6 protein-coding genes are annotated in these 7,411 nt (G+C 67.6%); 1 reads left to right on the forward strand and 5 read right to left on the reverse strand.

The window, feature by feature from the left end; translation table 11 throughout:
• Nucleotides 1-105: 105 nt before the first annotated feature.
• Nucleotides 106-1,422: a retropepsin-like aspartic protease gene (locus ACW6W5_RS08045; RefSeq protein ID WP_152151872.1), complete on the reverse strand. Its 1,317-nt coding sequence runs from the start codon at nucleotides 1,420-1,422 to the stop codon at nucleotides 106-108.
• Between the two features lie 114 nt (nucleotides 1,423-1,536).
• Here ACW6W5_RS08045 and ACW6W5_RS08050 point away from each other — a divergent pair, with 114 nt between their 5' ends.
• The gene (locus ACW6W5_RS08050; protein WP_193222760.1) at nucleotides 1,537-2,247 is read left to right on the forward strand and encodes a glutathione S-transferase; all 711 of its coding nucleotides are present in this window, start codon (nucleotides 1,537-1,539) and stop codon (nucleotides 2,245-2,247) included.
• Nucleotides 2,248-2,267: 20 nt separating this feature from the next.
• On the opposite strand, the gene ACW6W5_RS08055 is transcribed toward ACW6W5_RS08050, so the two are convergent.
• The 4 genes from ACW6W5_RS08055 to ACW6W5_RS08070 all read right to left on the reverse strand — a co-directional run bounded on the left by ACW6W5_RS08055 (nucleotide 2,268) and on the right by ACW6W5_RS08070 (nucleotide 7,256).
• Entirely contained in the window at nucleotides 2,268-3,866 is a 1,599-nt protein-coding gene (locus tag ACW6W5_RS08055; protein WP_152151868.1) for a SulP family inorganic anion transporter, read from the reverse strand.
• Nucleotides 3,867-4,071: 205 nt separating this feature from the next.
• A complete protein-coding gene (locus ACW6W5_RS08060; RefSeq protein ID WP_152151867.1) occupies nucleotides 4,072-5,793 on the reverse strand; it encodes a thiamine pyrophosphate-dependent enzyme in 1,722 nt (573 codons plus the stop codon).
• A gap of 84 nt (nucleotides 5,794-5,877) precedes the next feature.
• Nucleotides 5,878-6,738, reverse strand: coding sequence for an XAC2610-related protein (locus tag ACW6W5_RS08065; protein WP_152151865.1), 861 nt, complete (start codon nucleotides 6,736-6,738; stop codon nucleotides 5,878-5,880).
• 35 nt (nucleotides 6,739-6,773) lie between these two features.
• Complete coding sequence (locus ACW6W5_RS08070; protein WP_152151863.1) at nucleotides 6,774-7,256, reverse strand: DUF3574 domain-containing protein; 483 nt, start codon at nucleotides 7,254-7,256, stop codon at nucleotides 6,774-6,776.
• Nucleotides 7,257-7,411: the final 155 nt, after the last annotated feature.

Genomic DNA, 7,411 nt, shown 5'->3' on the forward strand with positions numbered 1-7,411 from the left:
GTTCTTGTCCTCGATGTAAACGGGGCTGGCCGTGCCAGCACTGTCCCTGAAATGCGGTTACGGGGGCGTGTTTCAAGGGTGGATGAGATGCCGATTCAGGGTTCGTCAGGCCGTCGGTGGCCGGGCCAGCAGCGGCGGTTCGGGCGGCTGCGGGACCAGGCAGCCGAGACCGGCGGGCAGGTCCAATGCCACGGTGTAGCCCCCGGTGACGCCGTAGCCGATCCGCCACGACGAAGGGAACAGATCCGGCGGCTGGAACGCGATATCCACCGCGATGTCGCTCAACGTATCGGTGACCTGCAGTGGCGTGCTGGCGGGCGCGTACTCGATGTCCTCAGCACCGCGCGTGGTGATCACGTTCCTGCGCTGGATCGCGGCGGCCGGCACCGACGAGCGCGGCGCGCCGCGCATCTGGAAGGCCCCATGGAAGCCCGTGTCGACCAGCATCAGGTTGTTCTCGCGGCCCCGGATCGGGAAGCGGACCTGCTGGAAGGGACCCCACAGCGAGGAGGTGAAAACGGTCCGGCGCGTGCACGCGGCCGGGGTGTGTGCTCCCAGCAGCGTCAGCGTTTCACGCGAGAGCGTGATCCGCCCCAGTGCGCGCAGCACGTCCAGGCCGATCAGGTTGAGCTCGCGCGCCGCTTCGCTGTTGAACGACACATCACGCACCCGCTGCCCACCCACCTCGATATCGATCGGTGCCACCAGGCCCGCCTGCTGGATATCGCCCTCGACGATGCGCGACACCACGAAACCCTCGGTAACGGCCAGGCCGAGCGAGTCGGCCAGCGCGCGGCTGATGTGCGAGCGCGGGGCCCCGGTATCAACGATGAAGGCGGCCTCTTGGGTGACCGGCGCGCCATCGCGCGTGCCGTGCAGCGTGAGGGTCACCGAGGGCAACTCATTGCTGAACTGGATCGGCACCGCCACGTCCTGCGCCCGCTCGGCTGCGGGCAGCGCGCTGCGCGGCCATGTGGTGAAGGACGCGAACGCCGGCCGGGTGACATCGGGCACTTCATCGCCGGCCCTGAGCATCGGCACGATGGTGCGCTGGTAGTCCTCGCGCACGCGCAGCATCAGGCTCGCCCATCCGGCGATATCGCCCTCGATCAGCGCATTGCCCGCGAGGGTGGATTCGCACAGGAACGCCAGACCCTGCAGCGCCGGCGGTGCATCCCGGGTTTCATCCAGGCACTGGCGTGCTGCACGGTTGGAGGCGGCCAGCTCGCCACGGACACGATGGTAGCCCGCTGCACCGAGGTGACGGCGCGGACCGGATGCACCGCTCATCTCACGCAACGAGGTCAGTTCCGCACGCAGCACCGCATCGCTGTAGCCGAACCCATCGTGCAGTGCCACCGGATCGGCCGCCACCGTGGCCGGCAACACCGCCACGCACATGCCCAGGACCCACTTCCGCATCGCGTACTCCCATCAACATGCCCGCTCGACCCTAGCACGGGAACCACGCTGCGCTCACGCCTGCTTTCGGCAGCACCGGCGATGCTGGAGGCCGGTTCCATACGGAGTGGCGGCATGCATTACGAACTGTATTACTGGACCGGCATCCAAGGCCGCGGCGAGTTCGTGCGGCTGGCGCTGGAAGATGCCGGCGCGGGCTACACCGACATGGCGCGCATCCATGGCGATGCGGTCATGGAGCCGTACCTGCAGGGCAAGGTTGAAGGCCTGCAGCCATTCGCGCCTCCGTTTCTGCGTACCGGCCGGCAGGTGATCGCCCAGGTCGGCGCGATCCTGGACCACCTGGGCCCGGAACTCGGCCTCGTCCCGGATGCCAGTTCACGGCGGCAGCAGGCACTCCAGCTGCAATTGACCATCGCCGATCTGGTCGCTGAGGTGCACGACACCCATCACCCGATCGCAGCGTCGATGTACTACGAGGATCAGAAGCACGAAGCCAAGGCGCGCGCCGCCTCCATGCGCGGCGAGCGCATGCCCAAGTTCCTGGGCTATTTCGAGAACGTGCTCAAGCACAACGGCGGGCGGCATCCGCTGCGCGAGCATTCCTACGTGGATCTCTCCCTGTTCCAGCTGCTGAGCGGGCTGGAGTACATGTTCCCGCGCCGCATGCAGGCACTGTGGCCGACGCTGCCGCAACTGCGTGCATTGAAGGACCGGGTGGAAACCCGGCCCAACATCGCCGCCTATCTCGCCTCCGAACGCCGTCTGCCGTTCAACACCAACGGCATCTTCCGGCATTACCCGGCGCTGGATGGCGAGGCATGATCCGTAGCACGACCAGAGCGCTACGCGCGCTCTGAAGGCTGCTTCTGCAGCGACAACAACGCCAGCAACCCGGCCAGCGCCACATAGGCGCCGGTGAACTGCCAGCTGATGATCTTCGGCAGTCCTTCCAGCTGCCACGGCAGATAGATGCCACCGCGCGGGTCCACCGAGTGGATCAGGCCGAACAGCGTCAGCGCCGCGGCCACCAGCAGGAACCCGGAGGCGCGCAGCAGCTTCCCGTCGATCATCGCCACCACTGCCGCGATCCACAGCATCGAGGTGATGATGAAGCCATTGCCCAGGGTGAAGATCACCGCCAGCTCCGGCAGGCCATGCCCATCCAGGGTGGAGGTCATCGCCGCCAGTTGTTCCGGTGCGATCCAGCCCGGGGCCTTGATCGCCAGCAGGTACGCCACCGAGGGCAGGAAGCCCAGCACCATCGCGCCGGCATGCTCGCGCGGCGTGGCCTGGAAGGCCTGGGTGGTGATGTCGATCGCCACGTACACAATGATCGGGGCCAGCACAGCCAGCGGCAGCCACTGCACCAGCCCGGAGATCACGCCCAGCATGCCGCCGATGCCGACGAACAGGCCGGTCAGCAGCGTGTAACCGCTGCGCGCGCCCATGTGCTTGTAGGCCGGCTGGCCGATGTACGGCGTGGTCTGCGCCACACCGCCGCAGAAGCCGGCCACCAGCGTGGCGATGGCTTCCACCAGCAGGATGTCGCGGGTGCGGTAATCGTCACCGGCGGCGCGCGCGCTCTCGGAGACATTGATGCCGCCCACCACCATCAGCAGGCCGAACGGCAGCAGCAGCGGCAGGTAGGTGATCGCGGTCGGCAGGCCGTCGATGAAGCCGAGCGTCGGCCACGGCAGCACCACCTGCGGCGGCACCCACTCAGGCACCTTGAAGCCCGGTGCACCCAGCCCGGCAAGCCCGAGGCCGTAATACAGGATCGTGCCGAACACGAACGCGACCAGCACGCCGGGCGCGCGGATCGGCAACTTGCGCTTGGCGATCAGCACGTACAGCAGCAGGCCCAGCGTGACGAAGCCGACGATCGGCGAGCGCAGCGTTTCCAGCAGCGGCAGGAAGCCCATCAGCACGATCGCGATACCGGCGATGGAGCCGAGCAGCGAGGCACGTGGCAGCGCGCGGGTGACCGCTTCGCCGAAGAACGAAAGGATTACCTTGAGCACGCCCATGATCACCAGCGAGGCCATGCCCAGCTGCCAGGTCGCGATGGCGGCATCGTGCGGCGCCAAGCCCTGCCCTTTGAAAGCCAGGAAGGCCGGGCCGAGCACCAGCAGCGCCATGCCGATGCTGGTCGGCGCATCCAGGCCGAGCGGCATCGCGGTGACATCGTCACGGCCGGTACGCGCAGCTAGGCGCCGGGCCATCCAGGTGTAGAGCACGTTGCCGACCAGCACGCCGAAGGCGGTGCCCGGGAACATGCGGCCGAACACCACATCGGCCGGGAACTGGAAGATGCCGACCAGTGCCATCGCGATGAAGCCGAGGATCGACAGATTGTCTACCACCAGGCCGAAGAAACCATTGAGATCGCCGGCAACGAACCAGCGGGGGCGTCCGGTGGGGACGGGAGCAGTGGCGGACATGCGCAGGGCGGCCGTGGGGAGGGGGTAGCCGATGGTAGGGCCTCCCCGCCCCCAGTAACAGGCGCATGGATGGAACGCCGGGAAACGCCCGCCGACGGGGGACGCGGCACCGCGCGGTAGTGCCGGCCGCTGGCCGGCTCCCGCCATTGCCTGGAGCATCCTGAGGATGCCGGCCAGCGGCCGGCATTACCGGACCGCGTGGGGATCAGGGCTTGTTGAGGAAGTTGTTGGCCAGCAGGTCCCTCACATCCCCGACCTGCCCGCTCAGCAGCGCCTTGGCCGCGTACAGGGCAGTTCCGGCCACCTGCTTGGCCTCCACCTGCGGCGGCATCACCAGTTCGGTCGGGCTGGTGTGCACGTCCAGCAGCGCCGGGCCGGGATGGGCCAGGATGTCCTGGACGGCCTGCTCCAGGTCTTCCGAGCGGGTGACCGTGCGCCCGTAGAAGCCGATCACCTCGGCCAGGCGGCCGAAATCGGGGTTCTTCAGGTCGGTGTAGTTGTCCAGCAGGCCTTCGACCTTCTGCTCCAGCTCCACGAAGTTCAACGAGCTGTTGTTGTAGACCACCACCTTGATCGGCAGGTTTTCCTGCACCGCGGTGAGCAGATCGCCGAGCAGCATCGCCAGGCCACCGTCACCGGACAGCGAGATCACCTGCCGGCCCGGGTAGGCCTTCTGCAGGCCCAGCGCCTGCGGCATCGCGTTGGCCATCGTGCCGTGCAGCAGGCTGGTCAGCGTGCGGCGGCGGCCATTGACGCGGATATGGCGCAGGATCCAGACCATCGGCGAGCCACCGTCGGCGGTGAACAACGCATCGTCCGCAGCGTGGCGGTCGATCAGCGCGGTCAGGTGCTGCGGGTGGATCAGCTCACCCTCGCCCGGCTGCTCTTCCTTGGCGCGCGTGGCGAGCGCCTTCTCGCGGTGCTCCAGGCATTCGTCCAGGAAGCTGCGGTCCTCACGCTCGGGCAGCAACGGCAGCAGCGCCTCCAGGGTCGGGCCGATATCGCCCACCACGCCGAGGTTCACCGGGTGCCGGCGGCCAAGATGGCTGCCATCGCGATCCACCTGGATGAGGGTCGCCTTGTCCGGGTAGTACTGGCCCCAGGCGAAGTCCGCGCCGAGCAGCAGCAACGTGTCGCAGGCCATCAGCGTGTGGTACCCGGACTCGATGCCGAAGATGCCGGTCATGCCCATGTTGTACGGGTTGTCGTACTCCACGAAATCCTTCGCGCGCGAGGTATGCGCGATCGGCGCCTTGAGCCTGGCCCCGAGGGCGACCAGCGCATCGTGTGCATCCTCGCAACCGGCACCGGCATAGATGCCGATCCGCTTGCCCTCGCCGATCAGCGCGGCGATGCGCTGCAGTTCATCGTCCGAGGGGCGCAGTACCGGCTGGGTGTAGTGCACCGAGAACGGCACATCGTGCTTGACCTCGGCTTCGCTGATGTCGGCGGGCAGGATCACCACCGCCACCCCGCGGCGGCTGATGGCGGCCTGGCAGGCAAGGGTCACCACGCGGCGCGCCTGCTCGGCGCTCTGTACCTGTTCGCAGAACACGCTGCAGCTGCTGTACACCGCCTTGAAATCGACTTCCTGTGGAAACTCCATGCCCAGCTCGGCGGTGACCACCTGGCTGGCGATCAACACCATCGGCGCGCGGTTGCGGTTGGTCTCGAACACGCCGTTGATGAAGTGCAGGCCACCGGGGCCGCACGAGCCGGCGCAGGCGGTGAGCTGCCCGCTGATCAACGACTCGGCACCGGCGGCAAACGCAGCCACTTCCTCATGCCGCATGTGCACCCACTCGATCTCGCTGTGGTGGATGGCATCGGTGACGTAATTGAGGGTATCGCCGACGATGCCGTAACAGTGACGGACACCGGCGGCCTGCAGGGTTTCAACCACGATCTCGGCAACGCGCTTGCTCATGACATGCTTCCACGACGAGGGGGAAGCGTCAGCCTAGTCCCGGGCAAGTGACACTCATGTGGGTTTACCCGTGGCAGCGCGCGATCACGGCTGCGTGTTCACCCAGCCCAGCACCGCGCCGCGTGTGGGATTGTCATAACGCACCTGCACCCACCCATCGCGCTCATCCAGCAGTTCCACGCGGTCATCGCGCACCAGATACCGCTTGGTCGTGGCATCACCGGGCTGGCTGTACAAGGGCAGCCGCGCCACCCTCACATGGCCGGAAACGCGCAGCAGCGGCGAACCGGCGCGCGGTGCCTCCAGGCCATCGCCGATGGCCGTCTCCAGCACGTTGCCGTCAGGATCGAAGCTACTCCAGACCGCCAGCGGACCGCTGTCGGCGGTCTGCTTCACGAACACGTAAGGCTCGAGTACATCGTCGAGCATCAGCAGGCGCTCGGCGCGGTACAGGTACAGGCGACCGCCGTCGTAGCGGTACTGATCCACGTACCACATCGGCCCGCTGCGGCAGCTGCTGCTCAGGGTGCGGTTGTCTTCCTCCACGGTCAGACCCATCAGGTCACCGCACTGCGCGCGGTCGTTCGGGATGGGCGCCAGCGCCACCAGTTCCTGTCGCGCTGGAACGTAGCGGTAGACCGCGACCGCCTCGTTGACCATGCCGACCGCGGCGCGCGCGACCAGCTCCGGGCGGCCATCGAAATCGACGTCCTCGGCGGACAGGCGTGCGTTGCCGTCCGCGTCGGTCACCCCCGGCAGCACCTGACGCATGCCCGACGGTGCCAGTACGACGGCAATGCCGCCGTCGTCCTGCAGTGTCGCCTGCACCTGCACGCCGGCAGCCACCTCGAGCTGAAGCCGGGCCGGGTCGGCATCCTGCGCGTGCGCGCACGTCACCGCCAGGCCCATCAACAGCGCGGCCAGCATCGCATCCCTGTGTTTCATCATCGCTCCGTGCAGCGCCACCGCGGCGCCCTGGATCAGAACGATACTTCAACCGCCTGCTGCGCCCACAGCACCGACTGGTGCCCGGTGGCCTGCTTCCACGCCAGGCGGATCGCTTCGATGTCGGCGCGGCGCTGAGGGGTGTTCTCGTGCAGGACCACCAGCACCTTGGTGCGCAGGCGGTTCGGCTCGGGCGCACCGCGGAACAGCCACTGGCCGTAGGCGTCGAACACGGTCAGGCCGTCCGGGAAGCGCGGCGTGACTTGCTTGTCGAGGAAGGCGCGCCACTGCGCGTCACTGATGCCCTCGGTCTGCGGGCGGTCGGCCACGCCGGTTTCTTCGCCCACGCCGAAATAGAGCTCGCTGCGGACCCAGCCGGCGGCGGCATCCGGGCGGGCGGCGTCGCCCTGCAGGGTGGCCGTGGCAGTGGCGGGCGGGGTCGGCGTGGCGGCCGGGGTGGCGGTGGCACAGCCGCTGGTGGCCAGGACCAGGGCAAACAGAATGGCGCGGAACGACATGGACAACTCTCCGGAAACACAGGGACAGGCAGGGGAAGGAGCGTGCCGGACATCCGGGTCCGGCGCAGATCGCCAACGGCTATCTGCTGATAACCACCCCGATGGGACTTGCATCACACAGGGACATCACGCGAAGATAATATATCGCTTCATCC

Source organism: Stenotrophomonas sp. IS26 (assembly GCF_054188265.1).